25 protein-coding genes are annotated in these 25,110 nt (G+C 61.8%); 23 read left to right on the plus strand and 2 right to left on the minus strand.

The features are described 5' to 3' along the window. Positions 1-158: 158 nt before the first annotated feature. The 20 genes from AC1Z3W_RS06465 (at position 159) to AC1Z3W_RS06560 (ending at position 19,276) form a co-directional block, all read left to right on the plus strand. Positions 159-410, plus strand: coding sequence for a helix-turn-helix transcriptional regulator (locus AC1Z3W_RS06465; protein WP_483507285.1), 252 nt, complete (start codon positions 159-161; stop codon positions 408-410). Further along, positions 397-690, plus strand: a complete 294-nt coding sequence (locus tag AC1Z3W_RS06470) for a hypothetical protein (RefSeq protein ID WP_483507286.1) — start codon at positions 397-399, stop codon at positions 688-690. Before AC1Z3W_RS06465 ends, AC1Z3W_RS06470 begins: the two co-directional genes overlap by 14 nt. 471 nt (positions 691-1,161) lie before the next feature. Continuing rightward, positions 1,162-2,007 (plus strand): ParA family protein, encoded by an 846-nt coding sequence (locus tag AC1Z3W_RS06475; RefSeq protein WP_483507287.1) that lies wholly within the window; start codon positions 1,162-1,164, stop codon positions 2,005-2,007. Positions 2,008-2,364: 357 nt separating this feature from the next. Beyond that, a complete protein-coding gene (locus AC1Z3W_RS06480) occupies positions 2,365-3,042 on the plus strand; it encodes a lytic transglycosylase domain-containing protein (RefSeq protein ID WP_483507288.1) in 678 nt (225 codons plus the stop codon). A 92-nt stretch (positions 3,043-3,134) separates the two neighbouring features. Then, on the plus strand, positions 3,135-3,431 hold the full coding sequence (locus AC1Z3W_RS06485) for a TrbC/VirB2 family protein (protein ID WP_483507842.1): 297 nt from the start codon (positions 3,135-3,137) through the stop codon (positions 3,429-3,431). A gap of 17 nt (positions 3,432-3,448) precedes the next feature. Further along, the gene (locus tag AC1Z3W_RS06490) at positions 3,449-3,769 is read left to right on the plus strand and encodes a VirB3 family type IV secretion system protein (RefSeq protein WP_483507289.1); all 321 of its coding nucleotides are present in this window, start codon (positions 3,449-3,451) and stop codon (positions 3,767-3,769) included. A 1-nt stretch (position 3,770) separates the two neighbouring features. After that, positions 3,771-6,239, plus strand: a complete 2,469-nt coding sequence (locus tag AC1Z3W_RS06495; RefSeq protein WP_483507290.1) for a VirB4 family type IV secretion/conjugal transfer ATPase — start codon at positions 3,771-3,773, stop codon at positions 6,237-6,239. Further along, positions 6,236-7,399: a TrbL/VirB6 family protein gene (locus tag AC1Z3W_RS06500; protein ID WP_483507291.1), complete on the plus strand. Its 1,164-nt coding sequence runs from the start codon at positions 6,236-6,238 to the stop codon at positions 7,397-7,399. Before AC1Z3W_RS06495 ends, AC1Z3W_RS06500 begins: the two co-directional genes overlap by 4 nt. A 16-nt stretch (positions 7,400-7,415) precedes the next feature. Next, positions 7,416-8,111 (plus strand): P-type DNA transfer protein VirB5, encoded by a 696-nt coding sequence (gene virB5, locus AC1Z3W_RS06505; RefSeq protein WP_483507292.1) that lies wholly within the window; start codon positions 7,416-7,418, stop codon positions 8,109-8,111. A gap of 9 nt (positions 8,112-8,120) precedes the next feature. Then, the gene (locus tag AC1Z3W_RS06510; protein ID WP_483507293.1) at positions 8,121-8,324 is read left to right on the plus strand and encodes a hypothetical protein; all 204 of its coding nucleotides are present in this window, start codon (positions 8,121-8,123) and stop codon (positions 8,322-8,324) included. Next, on the plus strand, positions 8,321-9,031 hold the full coding sequence (locus AC1Z3W_RS06515) for a VirB8 family type IV secretion system protein (RefSeq protein ID WP_483507294.1): 711 nt from the start codon (positions 8,321-8,323) through the stop codon (positions 9,029-9,031). The genes AC1Z3W_RS06510 and AC1Z3W_RS06515 overlap by 4 nt, the downstream gene beginning before the upstream one ends. Beyond that, positions 9,028-9,852 carry a TrbG/VirB9 family P-type conjugative transfer protein gene (locus AC1Z3W_RS06520; protein WP_483507295.1) on the plus strand — a complete coding sequence of 275 codons (825 nt, stop codon included), beginning with the start codon at positions 9,028-9,030 and terminating at the stop codon, positions 9,850-9,852. Before AC1Z3W_RS06515 ends, AC1Z3W_RS06520 begins: the two co-directional genes overlap by 4 nt. Then, entirely contained in the window at positions 9,845-11,068 is a 1,224-nt protein-coding gene (gene virB10, locus AC1Z3W_RS06525) for a type IV secretion system protein VirB10 (RefSeq protein WP_483507296.1), read from the plus strand. The genes AC1Z3W_RS06520 and virB10 overlap by 8 nt, the downstream gene beginning before the upstream one ends. Further along, entirely contained in the window at positions 11,065-12,183 is a 1,119-nt protein-coding gene (gene virB11, locus AC1Z3W_RS06530) for a P-type DNA transfer ATPase VirB11 (protein ID WP_483507297.1), read from the plus strand. Before virB10 ends, virB11 begins: the two co-directional genes overlap by 4 nt. Positions 12,184-12,192: 9 nt before the next feature. Beyond that, complete coding sequence (locus AC1Z3W_RS06535) at positions 12,193-12,567, plus strand: hypothetical protein (RefSeq protein WP_483507298.1); 375 nt, start codon at positions 12,193-12,195, stop codon at positions 12,565-12,567. Further along, positions 12,567-14,282, plus strand: a complete 1,716-nt coding sequence (locus AC1Z3W_RS06540) for a type IV secretory system conjugative DNA transfer family protein (protein WP_483507299.1) — start codon at positions 12,567-12,569, stop codon at positions 14,280-14,282. Before AC1Z3W_RS06535 ends, AC1Z3W_RS06540 begins: the two co-directional genes overlap by 1 nt. Further along, positions 14,279-16,135, plus strand: coding sequence for a PriCT-2 domain-containing protein (locus AC1Z3W_RS06545; protein ID WP_483507300.1), 1,857 nt, complete (start codon positions 14,279-14,281; stop codon positions 16,133-16,135). The genes AC1Z3W_RS06540 and AC1Z3W_RS06545 overlap by 4 nt, the downstream gene beginning before the upstream one ends. Positions 16,136-16,192: 57 nt before the next feature. Continuing rightward, positions 16,193-17,716, plus strand: coding sequence for an LPD7 domain-containing protein (locus tag AC1Z3W_RS06550; RefSeq protein WP_483507301.1), 1,524 nt, complete (start codon positions 16,193-16,195; stop codon positions 17,714-17,716). Positions 17,717-17,730: 14 nt separating this feature from the next. Continuing rightward, positions 17,731-18,261, plus strand: coding sequence for a plasmid stabilization protein (locus AC1Z3W_RS06555; protein WP_483507302.1), 531 nt, complete (start codon positions 17,731-17,733; stop codon positions 18,259-18,261). A gap of 1 nt (position 18,262) precedes the next feature. Continuing rightward, positions 18,263-19,276 carry a relaxase/mobilization nuclease domain-containing protein gene (locus tag AC1Z3W_RS06560; RefSeq protein WP_483507303.1) on the plus strand — a complete coding sequence of 338 codons (1,014 nt, stop codon included), beginning with the start codon at positions 18,263-18,265 and terminating at the stop codon, positions 19,274-19,276. A 67-nt stretch (positions 19,277-19,343) separates the two neighbouring features. Here the strand turns inward: AC1Z3W_RS06560 and AC1Z3W_RS06565 are convergent, their stop codons facing one another. Continuing rightward, positions 19,344-19,772 carry a hypothetical protein gene (locus tag AC1Z3W_RS06565; protein ID WP_483507304.1) on the minus strand — a complete coding sequence of 143 codons (429 nt, stop codon included), beginning with the start codon at positions 19,770-19,772 and terminating at the stop codon, positions 19,344-19,346. 1,084 nt (positions 19,773-20,856) lie between these two features. Here AC1Z3W_RS06565 and AC1Z3W_RS06570 point away from each other — a divergent pair. From AC1Z3W_RS06570 to AC1Z3W_RS06580, 3 genes are read left to right on the plus strand one after another with little or no spacing between them, the layout of a single operon-like run. Then, positions 20,857-21,321 carry a hypothetical protein gene (locus AC1Z3W_RS06570; RefSeq protein ID WP_483507305.1) on the plus strand — a complete coding sequence of 155 codons (465 nt, stop codon included), beginning with the start codon at positions 20,857-20,859 and terminating at the stop codon, positions 21,319-21,321. A gap of 9 nt (positions 21,322-21,330) precedes the next feature. After that, positions 21,331-22,038: a nucleotide-binding protein gene (locus AC1Z3W_RS06575; RefSeq protein WP_483507306.1), complete on the plus strand. Its 708-nt coding sequence runs from the start codon at positions 21,331-21,333 to the stop codon at positions 22,036-22,038. Continuing rightward, entirely contained in the window at positions 22,028-22,759 is a 732-nt protein-coding gene (locus AC1Z3W_RS06580) for a hypothetical protein (protein ID WP_483507307.1), read from the plus strand. The genes AC1Z3W_RS06575 and AC1Z3W_RS06580 overlap by 11 nt, the downstream gene beginning before the upstream one ends. Before the next feature lie 47 nt (positions 22,760-22,806). Here AC1Z3W_RS06580 and AC1Z3W_RS06585 read toward each other — a convergent pair whose 3' ends face one another. Then, positions 22,807-24,996 carry a ParB/RepB/Spo0J family partition protein gene (locus tag AC1Z3W_RS06585; RefSeq protein WP_483507308.1) on the minus strand — a complete coding sequence of 730 codons (2,190 nt, stop codon included), beginning with the start codon at positions 24,994-24,996 and terminating at the stop codon, positions 22,807-22,809. Between the last annotated feature and the right edge of the window lie 114 nt (positions 24,997-25,110).

Raw genomic sequence — 25,110 nt, forward strand, 5'->3', positions numbered from 1 at the left:
CACCGCGCCTCGGTCATACCATCCGCGAATTCCGCTGGGATTCCGCGCTGAACCGACGGGATGTCCCGTCGATACGACGGGTTTGGTCCATCATCATTTTCGCTGCTTGAATGCTCTTCACTTCCGGCCACGTTTGTGCCGAATATGGAGGGCGAATCATGTCTTGGAATGGTGACGGAACGCGGACAATCTTGCGCCGACGACAGGTCGAGCAGTGCACTGGGCTATCGAGGTCGACGATCTACAAGCGCATGCAAGACGGAACTTTTCCCCGCGCGATTGCGCTTGGCGGGCGAATGGTAGGGTGGCGGGCGGCCGATATCGAACAGTTCTTGGCAGATCCTGCACGATATCGAGCGTCGCAGGCGCGCGAACCTGAAGAGCAGGACGGCAGCGATGAAAAACGATAAGCCGCCACCATCGCTTGATGAGCGTCTTCGCAACTGGGGGCAGTCAAATCGTGGCGCCCATGATCCCGTTGATGCCGAGTATGTGACCCGAGCTTGGCGAACACTGACGCCCCGAAATCGGGACCTTTTGCGAATGGTCTATCTCTGGCATGCGAGTCGAGAGGTCGTGTGTCGACGGCTGAAGATTGCCCGCCATCCGCGTCAACATTTCGATCTGGAACTCCATGCGGCACAGTCCGCGCTTGCTCGTGCCCTTGCAGAAGGCGAGATCCAACAGTGACATTCGCGGGAAGAATGTTCGACGACTTCCATCGTACGGGCGCTTGTGTGGCATGAGTCGCGCTCGCCTCGTGTAGGTCAGCCGTGGGTAAGATCGCGTTCACCCCGACCGCGAAATAAATATAGGAACAGCGAGAAGCTCCACGGAATGATAGGGATATCGTGCCATCTCGTTGACGCATGTCGGCTCTTGAATCGGCGTGCCGGCTGGCCTACAGTGAAGCCAACAATCTGATCCGGTCAACGTGCGCAGCACGACCGAGTACGCGTTAGCGGCCCCGTAGCATTGATGTTTGTGTGATGGCGGAATGTGCCGTAGCGCTCGTGAGAAAGCCTGCAATCGCAGGCTTTTTTGTTTTCTGGCGTGGTATCCACAATGCCTGTTGAACACTTCGTGCCCTTCCACGTGCCGCAAGCTCTTTCTCCATGAAGAGACGTCGATGCTCGGAGCCTCATCCGAGGAATGACGGCCATGAAATCGCTTCTGGTGGCTTCGGCCCATGGTGGGACAGGCAGAACGACATTGGTGTGTCAGTTCGCTCATTATCTTCGTCTTGTGTGTGGATATCGTGTGTTGGTGGTTGATCTGGCCGAGCCGGCGCGTAGTGCCATTTCGCTTACACGCGGCACAAGCGCACGGTTGACGAAGTGCGGGTCGCTCAATGTTAGGTCTGACAGACTGCCCGATTCGGCTGGATCCTGCATTGGCGTGCTTGCTGCGGACGCCATTGCGGGTATTGCGTATCGAGACGATCCGGTCGGCGCGCGTTGCTACGCCAACTTGCGACATCTACTGTCCCAAGTCGCGCCGTTGTTTGACGTATGTCTGATCGATAGTTCGCCGTGGCCTGATTCGCGAGCCATTTGTGCAGCGGCGCTCGTGGATGCGCTGATCAGTCCCGTCCTGTTGTCGCCTGACACGCTCGAGCAGGTGGTCGAATTCGTCAATGGCAGCAATGGCGTGCGTAGCGTCCGAGCTCGGCTCAATCCCTCCTTGTGCTTTATCGGCATCGTGCCCAACTGCGTCGAGACGAGCCTGCTGCAGGAGACTCGATTCAAGCGGCTCGAGGCCTGCATAGCCGCCTGGCTTGTTCCGCATGATCAGAGTCCAAGCGGCCATCTATTGCTACCTCGGCTCGACACTATCTCGCAGGCGCAGGCGAACGGAGTCTCGATTTTGGACCTCGGTTCGGTCGACTTGGCAGCCAATCGCGAATCGCAAGCCATGCGAGGGTGTTTCGATGTGCTCGCTCGTCGACTCTTCTCTGCGCATGAACCGGCATTACAGTCGGAAATAGTCGAGGTGTGCCATGCGTAATTCCGCGTTGCCTTCGGACGTGCGACAAAACGTGTGGCGTCGCGTACTGTCGCTTGCGGTCGCGCTTGGCGTGTCGATGGCGTGGTCCGACGTTGCACGAGCGGACGATTGGGGTTGTCAGGTGAGGTTGTGTCTGTCTAATCCCGGTGGCCCGGAGCAGTACGCCGAATGCGTGCCGCCAATCGAGAGACTATGGGCCGCGCTGCGAGACGGCGATCCTGTTCCAACCTGTGATCTTGCCACGGTTGGCATGCTGAACGGAGCAGCACGCAACAATACACGTTTCGCCCAGTATCCCGCGACGTCGACCGTGCATCGCCTGCAGCAGGTCGGTCGCTCAGGAGAGGGAGAACGATAATGCCGCTCGATTTCTTGTCGCTCGTGCACTATTGCGCGCCGCAGATCGCCCCGGTCACGATGGCGGCGATCGTGCGCACCGAATCGGGATTCAATCCCTACGCGATCGGCATCGTTCACGGGCAGCTTCGTCGACAGCCATCGAATATGGCCGAAGCGGTCGCGACGGTGCGCGCGTTGGAGGCGGGCGGCTGGAATTTCAGTGTCGGGCTCGCGCAGGTGAATCGAGCGAACTGGCCGACCTATGGCCTGACCGCTAAGAACGCATTCGAGCCTTGTCGCAACCTGGCAGCAGGCGCCGCCATTCTCCACCGCTGCTTTACAGCGGCCGTGACGACCGGAAAGTTCCACGCACGGACCGATTATCAGGCTGATGTACAGGCTGCACTACGCGCGAGCCTTTCCTGCTATGCGAGCGGCAATTTCTCGACCGGCTACCAGACAGGCTACGTCCGGCGTGTCGTGGAGAACGCGGCGGCGCAAGCCTCCTCGGATTCGCTCGTTCCCGAAATTGCACCTATTCCGGTCGTATCGATGGATTCTGCAGCGCCGATTCGCGCTCCGGGTTCTGAACCTGAGGTTCGGAAGCTATCGCGGCGGGACCGTGATGGGGTGAACGCCGCTTCGCCCGACACCCAGGAGCGGCTCAAACCGAACAGTAGCGCGGTGGTGTTCTAACTCGCCGTTGACGAAATAGACAGCGATATATCGAACAGGATCCGAACATGTGTTTAGGAATGCGATTTAAATGGTGGAGATTGGCTGGAATGATGATGCGATTGCTGTCTGACCGCAAGACGGCGCTGACGATCATTCTCGCCACATCGTCCCTGATGTTCGCGTCTCCGGCCTGCGCACAACTCTCGCAGGTCAATACGCTGCTCAACACGATCCAGACGACGCTGCTGAGCGTCGGGGGCGTGATCTGTTCGATTTCCATCATCTGGGCGGGCTTTCGGATGATGTTCCAGCACGCCCGGTTCGGTGATATCGCGAACGTGTTTATCGGCGGTCTATTCGTCGGTTGCGCGACTGTCATTGCCGGCATGCTGATTCCGTCGAGCTGATCCGGGGGCGCCGAACCATGCATTCGCTCAAGGATCCCATATTCAAAGGCTGCACGCGTCCCGCGATGCTCTGGGGTGTGCCGCTGGTGCCCTTCCTGATGGTCGGCGGCGGCATGCTGATCCCAGCGATCTGGGCACTGCTGGCCAGCCCTGTGCTGGGTGTCGCGATCCTCTTTTTGATGATTCCGGTATTCGTCGCGATGCGGGTGACGACGCGCCATGACGATCAACGGCTTGCCCAGCACGTGCGACGCGTTCGCATGGCGCTGCGTCAGGGCAATCGCCGCTTCTGGGGTGTACATGCCTATGTGCCGGTACGCCTGAAGAGGAGGGCATGACATGCCGCGCAAATCGCATGTCGGATCCGTCGCGAGCCGGGAAGTGCCGCTTGCCGGCTATATCCCATACTCGACGCATGTAACCGACCACGTCATCAAGACGAGAGAAGGCGACTACCTGCAGATCTGGAAGATAGCCGGCATTGCGTTTGAGGCGGCCGATCCCGCCGACATCCTCGCGCGACATGATGGGTTCAACCAATTTGTGCGCGGATTGGCGGGCGGCCATGTGGCGCTGTGGTCGCATCGTCTGCGCCGACGGGTGTCGGACCGATTCTCGACGCAGTACGACAACCGCTTCTGCGAGGACCTGGCGACGCGCTACTACGCGAGTTTTGCCGGCTATCGGATGATGGCCAACGAGTTGTATTTGACGGTGGTCTACCGGCCCAACCGCACCCGCCTCGGGCGTGTCTTCAGCCATGCGGCACGCCGCACGCGCGACGATATTCGGCGCGATCAGCTCGACGCACTGAAGATGATGTCGGAACTCGCTGCCCAGGTCGAATCCAGCCTGAAACCCTATGAACCGGTCGCACTTGGTGTCTATCGCCGGCCGAGTCCCATCGTGGCCACTTTGCGCCGCTATTCGTCAGCGCTGGAACTGCTCGGATATCTGGTCAACGGAGTCTGGGAGCCTGAGCCCGTGCCGACCGGGACGATTCGCGAGGCCCTACCGATTTCGCGGCTCTTTGTTGGTGCCGAGAAAATCGAGATTCGCATGCCGACGGCAACGCGGTTCGCGGCGATGCTCGACCTCAAGGATTATCCGGAAGACACTGAACCGGGCATGCTCAATGGCCTGCTGTACGGCGACTTCGAATATATCGAGACACAGAGCTTCACGATTCTGGATAAACCGACGGCGAAGGAGGCGTTGGAGCGGCAGCGCAATCAGCTTATCGCCGGTGAGGACGTTGCGCTGTCTCAGGTCGACGCGATCGACCGCGCGCTCGATGATCTGATCAACGGAAATTTCGTTCTTGGCGAGTATCACTATTCGCTGTCGGTGCTCGGTGACTCGCTGAATGAAGTGTCTCGCAGTGTCGCGAAGGCACGAACGCAACTGGCCGATGCTGGGTTCCAGACAGCATTGATCGATCTCGTGGCTGACACGGCCTGGTTTGCGCAACTACCGGCCAACTGGCGCTATCGACCGCGCGAAGCGAAGCTCACGTCGCGCAATTTTTGCGGTCTGGCAAGCCTGCACAACTTCGCGACCGGAAAGCGCGAAGGCAATCCGTGGGGCGAGGCAATCACGATCGTCAAGACACCGAGCGGCCAGCCGCTCTATCTGAACTTCCACGCAACACCGGATAAGCAGGACTCACTCGACGAGAAGGCACTCGCCAACACGCAGATCATCGGCCGGGCAGGAGCCGGCAAGACGGTGCTCGAGCTGTTCTTGCTCGCGATGGCGACCAAGTACGACCTGACGGCGGTGTTGTTCGACAAGGATCGCGGCACGGAGATCGCGATCCGTGCGATGGGCGGCACCTATACCGTGTTCCGTCGCGGCGAACCCACCGAGCTGAATGCGTTCCAGATGGAACCGGATGAGCCGGTGATCGATTTCTGGGAGCGCCTCGTGCGCAAGCTCGTCGACGTCGGCGAGCCATTGTCTGCAAAGGACGAACTCGACATCTCACGTGCCGTACGAGAGGTTGCGCGTATGAACAAGTCCCTGCGCCGTCTGTCGATGGTACGGCAGCTTCTCCCGAACGTAGGCGAAAACAGCCTGCATGCGCGACTGGCCAAATGGTGTGCGGGCGGACGTCTGGGGTGGGTACTCGACAACCCGACGGACCGCATCGATCTCTCGCACGCGAAACTGTTTGGCTTCGATGACACCGAGTTGCTGGACGACCCTGAGGTGTCGACGCCGGTGACGATGTACCTGCTGCACCGGACCGAAAACCTGATCGACGGGCGACGTTTCATCTATGTGATGACCGAGTTCTGGAAGCGGCTCGGCGATCCAGTCTTCACGGATTTTGCGAAGAGCAAGCAGAAGACAATCCGCAAGCAGAACGGGCTGGGGATTTTTGATACCCAGTCGCCGGCCGACGTATTGCGAAGCGAAATCGCAAGTGCGCTGATCGAGCAGAGCGCGACCTTTTTCTTCCTGCCGAATCCGCGCGCCGACTACGACGATTACGTGCATGGCTTCAAGCTGACCGAGGCCGAATTCAATATTGTGCGCAACCTGGGCGAGAACAGCCGCTTGTTCCTCGTCAAGCAGGGCCATCGCTCCGCGATCGGCCGACTCGATCTCGCAGGGCTTGGCGATGTGCTCGATGTCCTGTCCGGCACGACCGACAACGTCGAACTGCTCGATGCGATCCGTGCCGAAGTCGGAGATATGCCGAAAGACTGGCTGCCCGTTTTTCATGACCGACTAACGAAGCGCCGGGCGGCACAGGCGAGCTCGCGCTTGTCACCAGCACCCGTGCCGGGAGGTGCGCGATGAGTGGCCTCTTTACCGCCGTAGGGGGCACACTCGAAAACGGCATGTCGACCTACGTTACGACCGTATCGTCGGCGCTTTCCGGAGCGCTCGTGCCGGTCGTCACCACGGGCATCACGATCTGGGTGCTGGCCTATGGTCTCGCGGTGGTGCGCGGCGAAGCCCACGAGGCGGTGCCGGCCTTTGCCTGGCGAGGGCTGAAAGTGTCGATCACGCTCGCGTTCGCGCTGAGCGCCGGGATCTACCAGCAGCAGGTCGTCACAGCCGTCAACGGCGCGACGGCCGGGCTGGCCCAGACAATCCAGAACGCGGCGAACACGACGGGTGGGGGCAATCCGGGATGCGGGTCGGCTAACGGCAGCACCGTGACCGGACAGGGTGCCGCGACCAGCATTTACCAGACACTCGACTGCTACGACCAACAGGTGGACCTCGTGATGGACGCCTACTTCAACAAGGCGACGCATGAGGGAATCAGTCCGAGCGGTCTGGCCGCCGCGATTGGGGATTTCCTTTGCGGCCTCATTGCTGCGCTCGGCGGGTCCATCTTTTTGATCGTGCTGGCCTTCGAGGTCGTGATGGCGAGGATGCTGCTCGATCTCGTGCTCGGACTGGGTCCGATCTTTATCGCGTGCGCCGCGTTTGCGCCCACTGCGCGATTTTTCGAGGCGTGGACCGCGAAGGTTGCCAATTACGCGTTGCTACAGGTTCTGGTTGCTGCCTTCCTTGGCATGGCGCTCACGGCGTTTTCGGCCGATCTCACTTCTTTCCACGCGACGGGCGGTTCACCCGGTGACGGTTCGTCAGCCCTGATGCAAGCCGTTTCCGCCTCCCTAGACGATGCCGCCGCGGCGGCTGCCGCGATTGGGCTCTTTGCGACCGGGGTGTTCCTCGCGATGGTCGGTTGGCAGTTGCCTTCGGTTGCAGCGGGCTTGTCTGGCGGCGCCACGCTGTCGGGTTTCGGCGCGTTTGTGGCTGGCATGGCATCGCGAAGCCTCGTCACGGCGATCGGGCGGGCGTTTAGCCGTAACGGACGAGGCCCGCCCTCCGGTGGCGAAATTCGCGATCGGACGGGTTCGGGCGGGAGATTTGGGGCGGGCGGCGACGGGGCACCAGCTTACCAGCGCGCTGCGCGCGCGAATTTGGGCCAGCAGGACAGCTGACCAGGAGGTAATGACCATGAATGGGCGAAGCAAATGGATCACTGTCGCATTCGTGTGTGCGACGCAGTGCGCTGGCGCTCACGCGCAGGGGATCCCGGTTTACGACGCGCGGAACGTTGTGCAGGCCATTGCCACCGTGGGCCAACTCAAGCAGCAAGTGCAGCAAGAAATGCAGATCTATCAGTCGACGATTGGTTCACGCGGTTTCGGCACGCTTCTGAGCAATCCGGTCGTCGCCAACTCGTTGCCGTCGAACTGGCAGAGCGTCTATACCGCGATCCAGAACGGCGGCTACGCGGGCCTGACGGGCAGTGCGCAAGCATTGCGCTCGGCCAGTCAGGTCTACGACTGCGAAGACCAAACCGGGGTGGATCAGCAGTTGTGCCGGCGCACGCTCAACAAACCCTACCAGGACAAGGCGTTCGGCCTGCAGGCATACCAGACCGAGCTGCAGGAGCTGGACCAGATCCAAAGTCTCGCGCAACAGATCAACGCGACGCAGGATCCGAAGGGCGTCGCGGAATTGCAGGCGCGTATTCAGACCGAATTCACGGCGGTCGGCAACGAGATGACCAAACTGCAGCTCTTTCGCATGCTGGCCGAGACGGAGGACAAGCTCGTAGCCGAGCAGCAAAGTGAACTGGTGCTGAGCCGGGCGGGCAAGACCAACCGGCTGCAGGATCAGATGGTGCCGGCGTCTTTCGGAAACTGAGGCGATCCCATGTCGATGCTGACTTCGCTGACATTGGCCGGGTGCCTTGCCTGCGGTCTGACCGCCTGCAGCAGTGGGCCGCCGAAACCGGTGTTGCCGGACGGTCTGCACCGTGTGCCCGTCAACCGCGTGCCGCCCGTGCCGGATATGCCAACGACGATGCCGACCGCTCCGAACGAGTCCGATTCGCCGGATGCCGGAGATCGAGCATGAACGCGTCGCATGACTACGGCCGCGTACTCGATATCGAGGCGTCGCTGACCCATTTGCTAGAGTGCTCCGAGCGGCGCGCATGGCATGTCGCCTATGCGGCGATTGGCGTTGCCGTGCTTAGTACCGCGGCCCTCGCCGTCATGGTGCCGTTCTATCGCGTCGTTCCCCTGCCGATCGAGGTCGATCGCCTGACGGGCGAATCTCAGGTGATTGACGTGCTCGACGCCCGCCATGTGCATACGAAAGAAATCCAGGACAAGCACTGGGTCGAAACCTATGTACGCGCCCGTGAGCGCTACGCCTGGGGGCTGCTGCAGATGGACTACGACAGCGTGCTGACGATGAGCGATGACGCCGTCGCACGTGATTATCGAGGCATCTATAGTGGCCCCGATGCACTGGATCGGCAGTTGGGGCCTGGTGTCGAGCGGCGCATCCGGATTCTATCGATCACGCTGCCGCCCGACGAACCTGGCCATGCGGTCGTGCACGTCGAACGCACGTCGTTCAAGAACGGCGAGGCCCATGGCGAGCCCACACAGCGTTTCGTGATCACGCTGGTGTATACGTACCGTCCACCCGTTTTCACACGCGAGAGCACGGCGATTGCCAACCCGTTCGGCTTCAAGGTCACCGCCTATAGCCGGGATGCGGAATATACACCGCCGGCGGCTGCTGCAGCCTCGAATGTTGGGGGCACGCCATGAGAGCGCTTGCTTTAGCTATGGTGCTCGCTGCTTGGCTGCTCTCGAGTACGACCTACGCGTTCGATCTGCCTGGGTGGAACGACGACTCGCGCGTTCGTCAGGTGATCTATCGCGCGGACGACGTAGTGCGTGTGGAAGCGCAGCGCGGCTTTGCCACACACATTGCACTCGATCCGCATGAGCACATCCTGGTTGTTGCACCCGGAGACCGGGACGGCTGGCAGATGGTCGCGAACAAGGGCGATCACGACGTATACCTGAAGCCGCAACTCACCGCACACGACTCCAATCTAGAGATTCGTACTGACCGTCGCAGCTACAGCTTCGATCTGGTGGTGCTCCCGCTCAAGGCACGATTCGGCAACGATCGCGTGATGTATCGCGTGAGCTTCGTCTATCCGGACGACCTGGCGAAGCAAGCACGTGGGGAATCGGACGTCGAGCTGGTCGCGAAGCGCCTTGCACAGCCGGCGGTCGTGCGTAACGCACGGTATTCAATGCAGGTCATGCCGAACGCCGACGACATCGCACCGACTGCGGCCTGGGACGACGGGCGCTTTACGTATCTGCGTATCCCGAACAACCGACGCATGCCGGCGATCTCTCGCGTGGCTGACGACGGTACGGAAAGCGTGGTCGACAAGCACGTCGACGGTGACACGATCGTCGTGCACGAGGTTGCAAAGCGTTTCGTGCTGCGGCTCGCGAAAGAGGTCGTTGGAATCTGGAATGACGCTTACGACATGGACGGTGTGCCGCCCCGTGATGGCACGACGGTCAACGGGGTGAAGCGCATTCTGCGGAGCCGTCGCGATGAATGACGAATCTCCGCGCAATGCAGTTGAGCCCGACGATGCCCTTGGGCGCAGCCAGAACGAAGGTGCATCGCGTACTGCTGCGGATCGTGGTATGCCGGCGCTGGGGCAATACCGTGGTGCGCGCTCACGCGCCTGGTGGCTGACGCCGGTCGTGATCGTCCTGGTCGTTGGCGTGGGCGCAGTCTGGACTGTGCACGGTTTCCTCGCGCGGCACGATGCCGAAGCGAAAGCGCGGCGCGATTCGATGGCCGGCACATCTTCTCAGGGGCGCGTGTTCAAGGATCTGCCGGCGTCGGCTGCTGGAAGTGCCGCCTCGGCTCCGTTCGTTGCAAGCGCGGCTGCAGTTCGCCCCCCGTCGACATCAGGTGGGTCGGCGTCTGCTCGCCCTGTACGCGCTGCGGCACCTCGCAGCTACTACGATGCGCCATTGCTCGCAACGGGTGGCGGACAGGAGTCAGCCGGGGCGGTACCCGGCGTGCCGGAACCGGGCGGGATGGTAGGCTCGGCGTCCTCAGTTACTGCCGGCATAAGCAGTGGGGCAGGGGCGTTAGCTCAACGATCGGGGCAGGCTGGTAGCACGCTCGCCCAGGCACTGACGCCGACCGTCACGCCACGTGTACAGGCCGGGACGCTCGGCAATCGGAGTCTGGTACTCGCGCAGGGCGCGAAGATCGACTGTGTAGGCGACACGGCTTTCGATTCGACCGAGGCAGGCATTTCGACCTGCACGGTGACGAAAAACGTGTATTCCGACGATGGCCGCGTGGTACTGATCGAGCGCGGTTCACAGATCAATAGCCAGTATCGCTCGAACCCGGCACCGGGTCAGACGCGGGTGTTCGTACTGTCGGCCCGCATCAAGACGCCTCACGGCGTTACGGTTGAGATCGACTCGCCGGCGGCCGACGCGCTCGGCCGGATGGGCGTCGATGGCTACGTGGACAACCATTGGCGCCAGCGCATCGGCGCGGCGATGCTGCTCGGCCTCAGCCAGGACGCGATCGGCTATCTGTCGACCCGCGGCGGCAACACTAACGGATCGGTGGTATTCCAGAGCACGCAACAGCAGGGCAATGACATGGCCACGCGCGTGCTGGACAGCACGATCAATATCCCGCCGACGCTCACCCAGAACCAGGCCACGGAATTTACGATCGTCGTCGCGCGCGATCTGGACTTCGGATCGGTGTATGCCCTGCAGCCGGAGGGCATACGATGACACCGCTCGCGCAAATGCTGGATTCGACTCGTGATTCAGTCCTGGCCCGACTGCCCGACGACGCGTCGGTGCGCGAGCTGATGCGCCCTTTCGCGCCACTGCTCGATGATCCCGACGTGACGGAACTGGTGATCAATCGGCCGCAACGTGTGCTCACCGAGAACGCGCTCGGTTGGCACGGCCATGATTGTCAGGATCTCGATTTCGACCGGTTGATGTCGTTTGCCGTGGCGGTGGCCACGCTGACCAGTCAGGAAATCTCGGCCCAGCATCCGATATTGTCGGCACTACTGCCGGGGGACGGACGCATCCAGATCGTAGTGCCGCCGGTCGTCCTGTCGCGAACCGTGTCGGTGACGATCCGTCGGCCGTCCGCGCGCGAGAAGACACTCGAGGCTTATCGGGACGACGGGCTGTTTGACGATACGGTCTGGCATCGCCCCGATGGGCTGGACACCGCTTTGCCCGGACTACCTGCCGATGATCGACGCCTCGTTCAGTATCTGGATGCGCGGGATTGGGGCGCGTTTTTCGCGGGTGCAGTCACGGGTCGGCTCAACATCGCGGTGGTCGGCAATACGGGCTCCGGCAAGACAAGCTTCATGAAGACTCTTTGCCGATTGATCCCGAGAACCGAGCGGATCGTGACGATCGAGGACGTCCGCGAACTGTTCATCCGACACATTGAGAACTGCGTCCACCTGCTGTACAGCAAGGGCGGACATGGCCAGGCGCGTGTGACGCCTGCCGATCTGATCGCGAGCGCGATGCGCATGCGCCCGGATCGCGTGTTGCTCGCCGAGTTGCGCGGTGCCGAAGCGTACGACTTCTTGAAGCTCCTGACAACCGGGCACGCGGGTTCGATCACGAGCTACCACGCACCCAATGCGACGGTGGCGATCGAACGCTTCGCGCTAATGGCGAAGGAACATCCTGAGGCTGCCGCCTGGGATGATGCCGCGCTCAAGCGCCTGCTGTTTCTCACCATCGATGTCGTCGCACATTTGGAGTCACGCCCGATCTTCAATGCTGTGGGCGAGCAGAGCGGCAGGCAGTGGGGCATGACGGAAGTCTGGTTCGATCCGGTGCGCAAGGCACGCACCGCGTTCGTATAGGCAGCGGCGATGAACCACCCGTCTTCCTCTTCGCTTCAACACACCCGAACGGCCGTCATGACATTGGTCGTGTTGGCTTGCCTGATAGTTGGACTGGCAGCGTCGCTCTGGCTTGCATCGTTCGTCCTGTATGCCAGTCTGAGGATGAATCCGCTGCAAGCGGGATTGTGGGGTTGGCTCGATGCGGCGCTGGCGTGGCGAGACGGGATGATGCCGAATGTCGGTCGCAGGCTGGTGGGGGCGGCGCTCTTGGGCACGCTTGTGTCCTTGGGTGGGCCGGTATTAGGCATCCATGCACTACGGGCGAGCGTGAGTCGACGTCGTCTCTATGGTAGCGCGCGCTTTGCGAACGAGACGGAAATTCGTCAGGCTGGGTTGCTGTGATGACGCGCTCCCATCTCGATACCTTGCCGGCGATTGTTGTGGGGACATGGCGCGGTCGCTACCTGCGGTTTGTCGGCCAGCAATTCGTGCTGCTTGCGGCACCCGCACGCTCCGGGAAGGGCGTCGGCGTGGTGATCCCGAATCTGCTCACCTTTCCCGATTCGGTGGTAGCGCTCGACGTCAAGCAGGAAAACTATGCGGCCACGGCCGGTTTCCGTCGGGCCCACGGACAGGACGTGTACCTCTTCAATCCGTTCGCCGAAGACGGCTGCACGCATCGTTACAATCCGCTGTCGGCAATCTCTGATGGTTTATTCCGAGTGGGCGACATCCTGGCGATTGGCTACGCGCTCTATCCGCCGGGTGGCCACGACGATTTCTGGAAGGACCAGGCGAGAAACTTGTTTCTCGGCATCGTGCTCCTGCTGTGCGAATGGCATGACGCGCATCGGGCCGGCAAGGGCGCATCGGTCCCCGATTTTCCGGTCACGATGGGCGAAGTGCTGCGGCAGTCGTCGGGCAATGGCATGCCGGTGAAAACCTACTTGCAGCGCGCACTGGTCCGGTATCGCGATCTTCTTTCTGGGCCATGTGTCGATGCGTTGAACCGTTTCCTGTCGAACGACGACAAGGTGCTGGCCAGTGTGCTGGCGACGTTCAACGCGCCGCTCACGATTTGGGCCAATCCGATCGTCGACGCGGCGACCAGTGCGAACGATTTCGATCTGCGCGATGTGCGCCGCCGTCGCATGTCGGTCTATTTGGGCATCACGCCCGACCATTTGTCTGAGGCGGCGTTGCTCGTAAACCTCGTGTTCTCGCAGCTCGTCAACCTGAACACGAAGCAGTTGCCCGAAGCCGATCCGGCGCTGAAATTCCAGTGCCTGGTGCTGCTCGACGAGATGACTTCGATCGGGAAGATTCACATCATTGCACGCGCGGTCGCCTATATGGCGGGCTACAACCTGCGTCTGCTGTCGATCGTCCAGTCGATTGCGCAACTCGAGTCCGTCTACGGGCGAGCCGACGCGCGTACTTTCATCACGAACCACGCGATGCAGATCCTCTATGCGCCGCGCGAGCAGAAGGACGCAAACGACTATTCGGAAATGCTCGGCACGTTCACGGACCTCTCGCGCAGTGTGAGCCGGTCCAACGCATTCTTCGGCGGCCGGGGCGCATCGAGCGAAAGTGTGTCGGAGCAGCGTCGCCCGCTGCTGCTACCGCAGGAACTGAAAGAGCTGGGGCACGACAAGGAAATCATCGTGCTGGAAAACACCAAGCCAATCCTGGCCGACAAGATCTGCTATTGGCGCGATCCCGAGTTTTCATCGCGCGTCGTGGTCGCGCCATCCGTACCGGCCATGAATCTGGTCCACTTCAGCGCGGTGGTCGAGCGTCGGCTGCGCGACCTGCGTCCCGATGAGATCGATCCGGACGGCGCGGAACTCATCCATCTGCCGCCCGATTACCTGGAGGTGCTGCAAGCGTGGGATCCGCGCGATCTTCCGTCAAATCTTGCCGACATCAGCGAGGAGGAGGCCGTGGCCTACGTGGAACGGCATTTCATGCTGCTGGGTGTCCCGGGCAGGCAGGTAGCTCAGGCGAGACGTCACCTGAGTGTCGACGATCTTAACGTGGCCGAACTCGATTTTGTTGAGCCGAAGCGGCGCGCAGCCGCGAGCGGCCCGCGCGTGATGGGAGGATGGCAATGACGCAACCATACGTGGATGAGGCGGATCGTGCGCGTGCCGCGCTTGCCGTGATTCCCGCTGACGACTACGAAACCTGGGTCGACATGGCGTTCGCCCTCAAGCAGGGATTTGGCGATGAGGGTTTTGAGCTCTGGGATGCGTGGAGCCGGACGGCTGCCAACTATAACGAGCGCGCGGCCCGGACCACGTGGCGTTCGGTCAGCGCGTCGGGTGGCAAGACGCTGGCTACGTTGTTCTGGCAGGCGCGTCAGCATGGCTTCGACCTGAAGCGGACGAATTATCCGGACCGCACGACCGCTGTGATCGCGCCGTCTCCGGAGGTACTGGCGCAACGCGCGCGCGAGGAGGCGCAACGGCAGGCGCGCCATGCGGCTGTGGCTCAGGAGGCCGTATCGATCTGGCAGTGGGCGAGGCCGGTCGGGCCGGAGCACCCGTACCTCGTGCGCAAACACCTTGCGCCGATGGACACGCTGCGCGAGCTGGATGCACTGGAATTGCGCGCGTTGCTCGGCTATGCGCCGGCCAGCGAGGAACAACCGCTGACGGGGCGCGTGCTGATCGTGCCGGTCTGGAACGGGCCGATATCGACGCTGGAACTGGTCGACGAGCACGGGCGGAAATCGTCACTGGCTGGTGGCGTGAAGAGGGGCGGCTACTGGATGACGGAGCCGATGTTGGTTCCGGCCGAGGAATCGTCGCGGATCCTGATCGCAGAAGGCATGGCGACGGCGTTAGCCGCTGCGCGCGCGACAGACTGGTTCGCGGTGGCGGCGCTGTCGAGCGGGAATCTGGGGTTAGTGGCGCAGTGCCTGCGTGAACAGTATCCCGATGCGGAGCTGATCGTCTTGGGCGAACGCGGCAGTGGCGAGGTACAGGCCCGGCAGGCCGCGGAAGCGGCACAGGCCCGTGTGGCGTGGCCAGCGTTTGCCGCCGACGCGCACATCGACGACAAGGTGCCGAGCGATTTCAGTGACATGGCGGTGTTGTCCGGCTTTGATGCGGTCGGCGCACACCTGCGCGCCACGGTTCGCTCTGCAGTGACGGTGGAGAGTCAGGCGGTTGTTTCCGCCATATCCAACATGACCTTGGTTGAGGCGGATGAACGCGAGGAGGGTAGCACGATGAGTAACGTCAAGGAAAAGCTACTGGCTGACGAGGGAGGCAAGCCGCGTCGCCGGTCCTCGAAGCGCAGTGCACCGGAACAGGCTACACCGGATGTGCCGCCAACGGGCAGTAGTTCCGCTTCGGCATCGCCCTCAGCGGATTCTCCCTCCAGTACTTCGCCAGTTGCGGTACCACCGGCCGCCGAATCGCCCCGGTTTGCATCGTCGCGCCCGCCGGTCGGCGAGCCGATCTTTGGCGTGGGTGAGGTTCCGAGCGAGGTTAAGGCACTGGCCGAACACCGATTTGGCTCGCCCCTCAGGATGGCGGCACCGTGTGAGAACGGTGGCCCGTATCGCGGCGAGGTGTTCAACACGGAACACTACCTGATTCAGGAAGTCGCGACGCGCAGTGTTGTGTTTCACCGCAAGGATCAGATGACCTTCGTGTCCGAACGTTTGAAGTGGATGGACGAGAACGCGCGGCTGAACGGGTCCGAATTGCAGGTCGGCTATGACGGCGCTCAGGCCAAGGTTTATCCGTGGGACCGCGCGCGCGAGCTGCTGGAACGCGCGGTCGGCTCGCTGAAGAAGTCTGCCCGCGAGTTGAATTTCAGCCCCAATCTGGAGGGCATGCTCGATCAGTTGCAGGCGAAATCATGGGCACGCATCCGGGAGGCGCGGGCGGCCGCACTGGAGAAATCCCGCGAACAGAACGCGTCGCGTGAAGCAGACTCGACGCCCGACCGATGAGGGACAGCAGTGTGGTGCTCACGTGCAACGCCGGTCTTGAGGATGCGAGGTGGTGACATGGCTCAAACAACTTCTGCGTACGAGGCCGATCCGGTCATCAATGTGATCGAACCGGACCTGCCGGGTGCCAGTGGCGACCCCGTTGCCTCCGACGAGCGGCGCGACAGGCTGGACTCGGCCGCGATGGGCACCGTATCCGCCCGGCGCCGACGCGAGTTCGATGCTGCGCGGGCGAGATTGCGGGATCAGGCGATCCGTGACGATGGCATCGCGCCGCAGCAGGCCGATACCCGATCACCGGTCGAGGCAACGGCCAAGGGGAATCGGATCCGTTCTCCGCTCGACCAGCCACCCGAACGCGTGCGCAAGCGCTACCTGCGCGCTGGCAACCAGTATTTCCTGAAGGACGCCCCGTATCAGCTTGCGTTCGAGGATCTGGGGCCGTACCTCGTGACCGAGCACAACCGGCCGGACGTGGTCGAGTCGATGATCGACATGGTGCAGGCGAAATCCTGGCAGCGTATTCGCGTGTCGGGCCACGAGTTATTCCGCAGCGAGGCGTGGCTGCAAGGCACGCTGCTCGGCATCGAAGTGAGCGGCTATGAGCCGAAAGCGGCAGATTTAGCGCGTCTGGCAGATGCCCGACAGGCGCGACTGAACAATCGTGTCGAGATGGTAGCGGATGTCGGTACCGGAGCGGCGGCGGGTGCGCAGAGGCGCACAGACGATCAGACCGTGGCATCGTTTGCGCCTGGGGGCGACCCGAGCGTGAGCGCCAACGGACCCCGTCCGTCCGCGCCAGTCGATGCGTTGGCATCGGAATCGCCTATCCCGAAAGCAAGCCCCAACGTCACCAACGACGAGGCCGACGGCCCTCGGCGATACGCCGGCGAACTGCGAGAGCATGGCGGCGCACCGTATCAGCACAATCCGGCACGCAGCAACTCCTATTACGTGGTGTTTCGTGACGAAGCAGGCGTCGATCAAGTGGTGTGGGGTGTCGATCTCGAGCGTGCGGTGCGCGAAGCGAATGCGCAGATCGGGCAGCCGGTGACACTCGAAAATCTAGGCAAACGTCTCGTTACCGTGCAGGCGCCGATCCTGGATGATGAAGGCAGGGCGATTGGTGAAGAGCAGAAGGACGTCTATCGCAATACCTGGCAGGTGGAGGTCGTGCAGCGAGACCGCACTGCCACCGACTTTCAGCCTCAAGCTGACAATTCGGCCGGTGGCAAGAGCCGGTCCGGCGATTCGCACGCCGAGCCTGTTGCCGCACAGGAGCAGCATCGCCGTGACGCACGATATCCGGAAAGTGAACGTGCATTGCATCTCGCCGTGCTGACTGCAGCGATGCGCGAGCAGGGTTTCAGCGAGCGTTCCGTAGCGCGCGTGCAGCAGCGCGCCGAGCGCATGCTGGTTGCGTTTCAGCGTGAAGGCATTCCACTCCCGACACCGAAGGTTTTCGATCCGAAGGCGCCATCGAGTCGGGATCGTCGCAAGCGTTCCGTTCCAGAACGCACGCCTGCTCGTGAGATCGACCGCACGCCGGCCGACCCGCCACCGCCGTCGCCATCCCGTTGAGGTAAATCGTAGCCATGCGCGAGCGTTTGTGTGTCGAGCTGGGGGCATTCCGGTCGCGCTGGGACGACTGGTGTGCACGCCGCGGTTTGACGGCGGGCGAAGGGGCACGCCAGTTGATTGCAACCGCCGTTCGCGACGAGACAGGTCCGGAGCACGGTGCGGCCATGCCGGGCTTGCCTAGGCCGGTCGTCGGGGAGCGACGTAGTCGCGTCGAAATTCGGCTGACCGCTGCGGAACTGACCGTGGTTGAGCACCGCGCGGCTGCGATGGGCCTGAGCGGTAATCGCTGGGTCGTGTCGCTAGTTCGCGCGCAGTTGACACGGGAACCTCAGTTGGGCGAATACGAGCTGCGCATGCTGTCTGTGTCTAATCAACAGCTTGCCGGCATCAATCGCTTGTTGGGCCGGCTTGTGCGCACGGGTGAAACGGAGTTCACGCGTCAGGATCTGATGATCGCTTGGGCGGACATGCAAAAACGCATCGACGACCACTTGCGTGCAACGGCGGCTATCGTGCGCGCCAATCTTGATCGATGGAGCCGCTGACATGCCTTACCCGAAAGTCTACGTCGATGCGATGCTGGTCAATTGGGGCGATCGGTTATTTCAGGAGCCGCTGCGACATGCGCGTGCGTCGCGCCTCTCGCATGTGGGCATTCGCGACGCCGCCGTGCGTATGCGCGCTCAGGTCACTCGCACGCTCGGGCGTACCCCGGAGGTCATGGTCAAGATTACCAACAAGGCGGCCAGCGCGCAGGGCATGGGAGCAGTACGTCGACATCTGCGTTATATCTCTCGTAGCGGCAGAATCGAGCTGGAAGACCAGAACGGTGACCGTATTGCCGGTAAGGACGCACTGCGCGATCTTGCGAAAACCTGGCAACTCGGCGGGTGGGGTATCCCGGAGACCAGCACGCGGCGCGAGGTCTTCAATATCCTGCTGTCGATGCCGCCGGGAACGGATCGGCAGGCGGTACGGGACGCGGCGCGGGGCTTCGCGTCGCTCGAGTTCGGCGACGGACGCGCGTATGTGTTCGCGGCGCACGACGACGAGGCGCATCCACATGTGCACCTGAGTGTGCAGGTACGTGGGCCGGACGGTCGTCGTTTGAATCCGCGCCACAAGGATCTCCAGCGCTGGCGTGAGCATTTTGCGGAGAAATTGCGAGAGCACGGCGTCGAAGCGAATGCGACGCCTCGACGTGCGCGTGGCGTGACGCGGCGCTATCCAAAGCCGGCTGTCGTTCATATGGTCGCGCGCGGCGAAACGCCGAGATATTGGGCGCTGCTACCGACCGACGCACAACGTGACGCGGGATGGGTGGCGCATGGCGGTGTATTTGCTGCCTGGCGCGAAATGGCCTACGCGATGGCGAGGTCGCATGCACGTGAGGATCGCGCGATGGCCGTCGAAATGGCGTATTTCGTTGGATCCATGCCGGTGCAACGAGATCGGCCTGTGGAGAGGCGCCGGCGCGATGCTGATCGCGAGCCGCAGAATCGTCAGCTGCCGGATAGTGTAGATCGATCAGATGAGACCGGACCACATATAGAACGTTGATATCGGACGGGCATGACGTATATATCTGCCGTGCCGTAGATAAACGGAAAGCATTGTCTGGCCGATATCACGGATCAAAAAACCACGTTGGCCCAGCCTTGAATGCTGCGAAGAGCAGAAGGAGCAGGCCGAACGCGAGGAGTGGAGCGCCGTATAACGCAACAGGGAAAAACAACGTGAGTTGTAGGGCTGATCCGGCCACACCATACGCCAGGTCCGTGTTTCGGACGTTTTCATAGATTAAATAGATGATCGTGGCAAGCCCCATTGCCGCGAGGATGAAGCCACCTGACGTTCGTTCATGATGCAGTAGTGCGGTTTCCCATGCGATGTATCCCCACCAAACGAAGTTGATGCCGATCGCGGCAAGCCAGAATCCTCGCGTCGTGAAAAAGCCGTTGCCGAACTGTCGATGGCAGTGACGACTAACGAGTTGAATGCACTTCGCAATCCCGACGACGGTACAAAAGATAATTGCAAGTTTCAGAAGGCCCACGGACTACTCCTTTAGATAGTCGATCCGCTCGCGTTGTTTCTGTGGTCGATGGGAAGAATTTCGTCGCGCGGGACGATGTATCAATAGTCCCCCTCCTCAATATAGACCGTCACGCCGTGAACGCAACCATCTCGATTCACAGCGGCTTTTCATGTTGCTGTTGACGCTGATTTACTCATGCTGGAACAAAGATTTCGCCGGGGCCGGAAGGTGCTGGCGCTGTGCCAGGTGTCGACGAGCTCGGTTTGGCGAGAGCTAGTTGCTGCGCGACCGCCTCACCAGGCGGCATGCATGAGTGCTATAGCGTGGTCGCCGTTCGCATATTCCTTTGCATCTCTTTGCGGGAACACTTGGTGTCCGATGTCGCTTGATATCGAGTGATTTTCCATCTGGTGCCTACCGGTTGTAGTAGCGCAATCGTGAGGTAGGAAATCGGCATGGAGATGGCGCCTAAAACCGGCGGTAGCCTATCCTGCCGTCCCTTGTCTTTTGTTCTTGTATCTCGTCGTTCGTCAATTCCCACGCACGATGCAGTATGGTCGTGCAGAAAGATCCAGCCGCAGCTGCAAAAAGATGCATTCATCGCGCGCAGGAAGGGTGCATATCTCGCGCAACAAGACGACCCGCATCTAATAAAAAGCAGCGGACGACATGGGCTGCATCATGTCAATCGATCGATCACGTGACGTAGGAAAGCGAAGTGTTGTGAGCGACATGAGCGATCGGGGGCGTCATATACGGTGCAACAAAAACGGCTGGTCGAACACGTAACGGCATCAATGCGAGCGCGAACTCAACAAGTAGGCTGCGACGCGGATGCCGAGTAAGTCGCATCGGTAGAATACTGAGCTCCTCGAGCATCGCTCACATGATCAGATTCGTCCGGGCCCAATCGTTTGCTACTGCATGGCCGATCGCAAGCTCGCGTTGCCTGTACGCAACGGCGAAAAATATTTCGCATGTGCCATGCAATTCCGCCCCGTTCCCATGCGATCCGATGCGCAAAGTTCGGCTTGTTTTCTGGCGTTGACGGCCATCGGTCTCATCAGCAAGATGGCATCAAGGCAGTGTGTCGAGACGGATCATGCCGGTCATAAAACACTTTACCCAAGCGCAATGGGACGCGGTCGCTCGCCGTCTCGACGCGCTGCCACCGAAGCCTGCGAACGAGCATCACGTCACGGTGCGTGACGCGGTAAGCGCGATGCGGCCGCATATCAGTGGCGCGCAGCAGAAGGGCTATACGTTCGAAGAAATCGTTCGGCAACTAGCGGAAGAGGGCGTTGACATCAGCGCCAGCACATTGCGCTACGCGATGCGACGGGTTACGAAAGATCATAAGGCCGGGTGTGCGGAAAGGGCCGTCCCGCAGGGGCAGGATGGTGCGTCACTGCGAGTCAGGAAGTCGAAGCGAGCGAAATCGCCGAGCGTTGACCACGTAGAGAATCGCGATCGCCAGGATAACGGGCGAGCGATGACCAAACCGGGGGCCATGGTGATTCAGGACGCGTTCTCATTCGCGATCGCGGCGGACACCGAGAACCTGTAGAGGACAAGTATGGCGACGACTTACCCTATCTATCTGGTGGGCGGCAGCAAGGGCGGTGTGGGTAAGAGCTTTGTCTCGCTCGCGCTGGCCGACTACCTCCAGCGCCGTGATCTCCCCGTCGCGCTGGTCGAGACCGATACGTCCAATCCCGACGTGATGAAAGCGATTCAGGATGAGGTACCGTGCATTGCCTATAGTCTGGACGAAGCAGAAGGCTGGATCGGTCTGGTCAACTTCTGCGATGAACGCCGGGATGCGGCGATCGTTGTCAACACGGCGGCGCGCAGTCAAACGGGTGTCGCGCGGTTTGGCGCGACACTGGCCAGTACGCTCGGCGAACTGCGGCGCGAACTCGTCGTACCGTGGGTGATCAATCGGCAGCGCGACAGTCTGAAGCTACTGCGTGCGTTCAGTCCGACGTTTCCCGATGCAACGATCCACGTCGTGCGAAACGGCCATTTCGGTACGCCGGACAAGTTCACGCTGTATCAGGCGTCACAGCTCCGTAAAACGATCGAAACACGAGGATGCACCCTCGACTTCCCGGATCTGGCGGATCGCGTCGCGGATGAACTACGGAGTCAGCGGATGTCGATTCGCACCGCGTCGGAAGCGATGCACATCGGCGAACGGGCGGAGCAGCTGCGCTGGCGAGCGTTATGCGACACGATGTTCTCGACGATGATGGACAACGCCGGAATGGGCGATGAGCCGTAAACGGCCAGTCGAGCCACTGATCCGCCTGTTCCAGGAGGTCTCCGGCGAGGTGCCCGACGAGGCGAGTTTGGCCCGCATGCGTCGGGTGTCTGGCGTCCTAAACCTCCAGGACAACGACGCGCTCTGGTCCATCATCGCGGTACTTGAATACTACGCGCGCCTGTATGAGGCGATGCCGGAGCGTATTCGATGGGCGAGCGAGGGTAGTTTCGAAGCGGCGCGGCGGGAAGTCGGCGGCGCGAACGATGCGTTGATGCAGCAGCACCGCGACGCGCTGGAGCGGTGCAAGGCGACAATCACGTTGGCCGAAAAGCTGATACAGGAACATGAAGCCCGGTACCGGGACGCGCTGGCAAACCTCAATGAGGCGGCACTGACGACGCTCAGCGCAAGGCTGACCGCTCAGGTCGCGCACTCGGCGGGCAATCGGCTCATTGGTGCAGTGGCGGTTTCGGGGCGCGAGCAGCGGAAACGGCTGGACGAGGTGGTCGACAGATTCGGGCGGGCAGTGGACGCGGCGGCAGCGCGGGTGGATGCGATGTCCACGGCGATGGAGCGACGTTTTGCATGGGCCAGGTGCAGTCTATGGCTGACTGGCGGGGTCGTTCTCTGCCTGATGGTGCTCGTTACGGGCGGTTGGATGGACGGATGGTGGGGGCACCACGCGTCGACTTTGGTAGGGCAAGCGGTGCACGGCAGGTCAGTAGACGGCAGGCCGTGAAGCATCCTGCCGTCTACCGTGTCGCGTCCGTGGATGAGGATCGGCCGTTACGCGACGTCCGGGTCAGTGTGGGCAGCGGCTACCGACTCGGTAGTTGGGAAAGGCCACGGCGGCGGTTCGGTGGTTCTGATGGACGGCTCGGCATCGTGCGACGTATGGTTGATGCGGTTGCCGTCATTACCGGGGTCCTCATCAGCATCAGCGTCCTCGTCATCGTTGTCATCACGGACGGCCCACGAGTGCGACGCCGGAACTTTGCGGTCGGTGAGGATTTCCGGCAGCCATGCGATCTTCGCGAGGCGCAGTTCCGCGGCGGCCGCGGCGTCACCTTTTTTCATCTTGCCGAGATCGGCCGCGACCTTGGGAGAGACCGCACCGGACACGACTTCCGCGATGCGTGCCTTGCTGACATGGTCGAAGTACGCCGTGCGCGTTGGCGTCCAGTAGCGGGCCATGTCGAGATTCACTGCGTCGGCCAGCGCGTTGATTGCATGTGGCGCCTCTGATGGCGCGATCCCGTCGAGCAGGGTACCGGTGCAGAACGCGAGGAGGTCGAGCAGCGTTGAATGCGCATCCTGCCCAAGCAACCACGGCAGCAGATCGGTTCGGTTCGTCGGCAACTCGCCAATCCAGCGCGTTCGCTGCGTCTCGATGGTGTTCCACGCCGGGCTGACCGGTAGGTCGTCCGCCGCGCGCAGAAGACTATCGCGATTGTTGTTTCCCGAGAGCGTCAGATAGCGCGGCGCGCAGGCGTGACCGCAATGCTCGGGTAGCGCTTGCGGAATCAAGTGTTGCAACAGGGCCGCCAGTGCCACGGTGGGCTGTGCGACCAGTTCCGCGTGGATGGCGGCGGTGCGATGCGCGGTGAGCCGCTGGCACAGCATCGCACTATGAACGGGCTTGATCTTGGCCGGAGCGTCTCCGGTATCCGGAGCATTCGCTTCGGGGGTGTCGGTCACAGTCGCGCCTGCCGCGTCGAGCGCGGCGCTGTTCTCGCGGCGCACGAGGCCGCGCTCGATGACGAGCTCGCCCTGCGGACCGACGATCACGAACGCACCGGCTTCCGCCATCTGTGGCGCGTCCCACACGACGGTGCGACTCGCGAACGCGTGGATCGCGGCTTCCACCTCCTCGATTTCAGCGTCGAGGCGTTCTGCTTCTTCGTACGCGTCATCGTCGTCCTCCGATAGCGCGTCGAGCTTGTCGGTCAGTTCGCCGTGCTGTGCAGTGAGCGTATCGAGTTCGCGCTGCTCGTCGTCGGTATACAGGCGCTGACTCGGACGCAGTCGGCCGTAACGGTTCAGTTCAAGCATGTCGCGCTCGATGCGCGTTTCGACCCAGCCCCAGCCTTCGGCGCGCACCGTGTCTGCGGCTGTATCGAGTTTCTGCGCGGCGAGGCGCTGTAGCAGTTCGGCATCGGCAATATAGCCCGCGTGCTCGTCGTCGCTGAACAGGTCGCGACGCACATAGCCGCCCGCTGCCTCGTACGCGTCAAGGCCGACGAAGCACACGAGACGGCTGCGACTCGCATCGATCTCGGCATGCGTGATCGCCTGCCGCAGATAATGCGGCTGACGCTGCCACTCGTTGGCGTCGAACCACAGGTGTTCCTGCGCGTCGTGATCGTCCGCCAGCGCAAGCGCGGCAAGCTGGTCGAGCGTGATGGCATCTTCGCGCAGCAGTGCCAGCAGCTTGGGCGACACATTGGCGAGCTTCATGCGCCGTTTGATGGTGAGAGGCGAGGCGGAAAAAAGAGCCGCAATGTAGTCGATGCTACGGCCTTCCTCAGCCAGCATCCGATAGGCACGCAGCACGTCGAACGGATCGAGTCCTTCGCGTTCGCTGTTCTCGATCAGTGAAATTGCGAGCGCTTCACCTTCGCTGACGATGCGCACCGGGACTGGATAGTCGGCGGCGATGTGTTTCTGCTCGAACAGCAGGTCGAGCGCGGCTTCGCGCCGCTGGCCCGCGCAGACGCCATATTTGCGGTGTTTTCCGCGCGTCCCCTTGATCTCGTGGACCACGAGGTTTTGCAGCAACCCTTTGGCCCGGACGTTGGCCGCGAGTCCGGCGATGCCGGATGGCGGTTCGGTCCGCACGTTCAGCGGCGAGCGTTGCAGGCTGGCATACGGCACGGTCACGATTGGTCGTTCGTTGCCGAAGTTCGTTTCGAGCATTGCGGCAAATTCCGTAGCGCCAACGGCGGCGATGGAGGTTTCAACAGATTGGGCTTGCATGATCGACTCCTGAGAGTAGGAAAGAAGATGCCGGGCCAGTAAGGGGCGGATGCGTCAGGACGTGACCCGACGGGCGTCATGGCGCAAAGCCGGACAGCAGGGCGACGCAAGTGC

It is taken from the genome of Burkholderia sp. 10_S31 (assembly GCF_056930375.1).

Coding starts and splice junctions, on each gene's coding strand:
- AC1Z3W_RS06570 (WP_483507305.1), top strand. CDS start 20,857: ATGCCGGTCATAAAACACTTTACCCAAGCGCAATGGGACGCGGTCGCT.
- AC1Z3W_RS06585 (WP_483507308.1), bottom strand. CDS start 24,996: ATGCAAGCCCAATCTGTTGAAACCTCCATCGCCGCCGTTGGCGCTACG.
- AC1Z3W_RS06575 (WP_483507306.1), top strand. CDS start 21,331: ATGGCGACGACTTACCCTATCTATCTGGTGGGCGGCAGCAAGGGCGGT.
- AC1Z3W_RS06515 (WP_483507294.1), top strand. CDS start 8,321: ATGAACGCGTCGCATGACTACGGCCGCGTACTCGATATCGAGGCGTCG.
- AC1Z3W_RS06470 (WP_483507286.1), top strand. CDS start 397: ATGAAAAACGATAAGCCGCCACCATCGCTTGATGAGCGTCTTCGCAAC.
- AC1Z3W_RS06485 (WP_483507842.1), top strand. CDS start 3,135: ATGATGCGATTGCTGTCTGACCGCAAGACGGCGCTGACGATCATTCTC.
- AC1Z3W_RS06495 (WP_483507290.1), top strand. CDS start 3,771: ATGCCGCGCAAATCGCATGTCGGATCCGTCGCGAGCCGGGAAGTGCCG.
- AC1Z3W_RS06580 (WP_483507307.1), top strand. CDS start 22,028: ATGAGCCGTAAACGGCCAGTCGAGCCACTGATCCGCCTGTTCCAGGAG.
- AC1Z3W_RS06555 (WP_483507302.1), top strand. CDS start 17,731: ATGCGCGAGCGTTTGTGTGTCGAGCTGGGGGCATTCCGGTCGCGCTGG.
- AC1Z3W_RS06475 (WP_483507287.1), top strand. CDS start 1,162: ATGAAATCGCTTCTGGTGGCTTCGGCCCATGGTGGGACAGGCAGAACG.
- virB10 (WP_483507296.1), top strand. CDS start 9,845: ATGAATGACGAATCTCCGCGCAATGCAGTTGAGCCCGACGATGCCCTT.
- virB5 (WP_483507292.1), top strand. CDS start 7,416: ATGAATGGGCGAAGCAAATGGATCACTGTCGCATTCGTGTGTGCGACG.
- AC1Z3W_RS06490 (WP_483507289.1), top strand. CDS start 3,449: ATGCATTCGCTCAAGGATCCCATATTCAAAGGCTGCACGCGTCCCGCG.
- AC1Z3W_RS06500 (WP_483507291.1), top strand. CDS start 6,236: ATGAGTGGCCTCTTTACCGCCGTAGGGGGCACACTCGAAAACGGCATG.
- AC1Z3W_RS06540 (WP_483507299.1), top strand. CDS start 12,567: ATGACGCGCTCCCATCTCGATACCTTGCCGGCGATTGTTGTGGGGACA.
- AC1Z3W_RS06545 (WP_483507300.1), top strand. CDS start 14,279: ATGACGCAACCATACGTGGATGAGGCGGATCGTGCGCGTGCCGCGCTT.
- AC1Z3W_RS06510 (WP_483507293.1), top strand. CDS start 8,121: ATGTCGATGCTGACTTCGCTGACATTGGCCGGGTGCCTTGCCTGCGGT.
- AC1Z3W_RS06560 (WP_483507303.1), top strand. CDS start 18,263: ATGCCTTACCCGAAAGTCTACGTCGATGCGATGCTGGTCAATTGGGGC.
- AC1Z3W_RS06520 (WP_483507295.1), top strand. CDS start 9,028: ATGAGAGCGCTTGCTTTAGCTATGGTGCTCGCTGCTTGGCTGCTCTCG.
- AC1Z3W_RS06550 (WP_483507301.1), top strand. CDS start 16,193: ATGGCTCAAACAACTTCTGCGTACGAGGCCGATCCGGTCATCAATGTG.
- AC1Z3W_RS06465 (WP_483507285.1), top strand. CDS start 159: ATGTCTTGGAATGGTGACGGAACGCGGACAATCTTGCGCCGACGACAG.
- AC1Z3W_RS06535 (WP_483507298.1), top strand. CDS start 12,193: ATGAACCACCCGTCTTCCTCTTCGCTTCAACACACCCGAACGGCCGTC.
- AC1Z3W_RS06480 (WP_483507288.1), top strand. CDS start 2,365: ATGCCGCTCGATTTCTTGTCGCTCGTGCACTATTGCGCGCCGCAGATC.
- virB11 (WP_483507297.1), top strand. CDS start 11,065: ATGACACCGCTCGCGCAAATGCTGGATTCGACTCGTGATTCAGTCCTG.